1 protein-coding gene and 1 pseudogene are annotated in these 826 nt (G+C 69.4%); one reads left to right on the top strand and one right to left on the bottom strand.

Going from position 1 to position 826, the window contains the following annotated elements:
* A pseudogene (locus tag CWC38_RS12535) lies at nt 1–125 on the top strand (IS5/IS1182 family transposase); the annotation flags it as partial.
* On the opposite strand, the gene CWC38_RS11870 reads toward CWC38_RS12535, so the two are convergent.
* The coding region (locus tag CWC38_RS11870; RefSeq protein WP_240625262.1) for a lysophospholipid acyltransferase family protein at nt 122–826 on the bottom strand (705 nt) is incomplete at its 5' end. The pseudogene CWC38_RS12535 and the gene CWC38_RS11870 sit on opposite strands and share 4 nt — an antisense overlap.

Raw genomic sequence — 826 nt, 5'->3', positions numbered from 1 at the left:
ACTGCCACCTCAAACAATGGCGCGCCATCGCAACCCGGTACGACAAACACGCTGTGACCTACCGCGCCGCCATCATCCTGCACTCCGTCATCACCTGGACGAAGGCTTTGTCAGACACGCCCTAGTCCTGGATGCGGTATCGGTTGGCCGCGTACAGGGCGCGCACGGCTGCCTCGACGCGCTCGTTGAAGGCGTCCGCCTTCTCGTTGCCGCGGGTCCGCAGCGGGGCCCCCACGGCCACGACGACCGGCGGGCGGCCAGGGCGCGGCCAGTTGGCGCCGCGCGGCATCGCCTCGTGCGCGCCGATCAGCGCCACGGGGACCACGGGCACCTGGGTGGACAGTGCCAACGACGCCGCGCCCACCTGGAAACGCGCCATCTTGCCCGTCTTGGAGCGGGTGCCCTCCGGGAAGAGCAGCAGAGGGACACCGGCGGCGAGCAGCTTCTTCGACAGCCCCCGGTTTGCACCCTCTCCCCTCCGGTCCACGGGGAATGCGTTGAACATCAGCTGGGTGAAGAACTTCTTGTACCACGTGGTGAAGAAGTAGTCCGCAGCCACCCCGGTGGCCAGGTCGCGGGAGATGTACCGGGGGACGCCGCTCATCACGAGGGGAGCGTCCAGGTGGCTCGAGTGGTTGGCCACCACCACGCACGTTCCCTTGACCCCGTACGCGGCGGGGTCCACCACGTTCGTGCGGGTGATCGTGCGGTTCACGAGTCCCCGGAAGAACACTCCCTGCACGATCCGGCGGACGATGCGGCGCACCGGCTGCGTGTAATGGGCGGCGGTGAGGGGCGCGGACTCGGCGGGGGGGGGCGGGGGGGG

Source organism: Kocuria tytonicola (assembly GCF_003687455.1).
Lineage (GTDB): Bacteria > Actinomycetota > Actinomycetes > Actinomycetales > Micrococcaceae > Kocuria > Kocuria tytonicola.
This window is presented reverse-complemented; position numbering and strand designations above follow the sequence as displayed.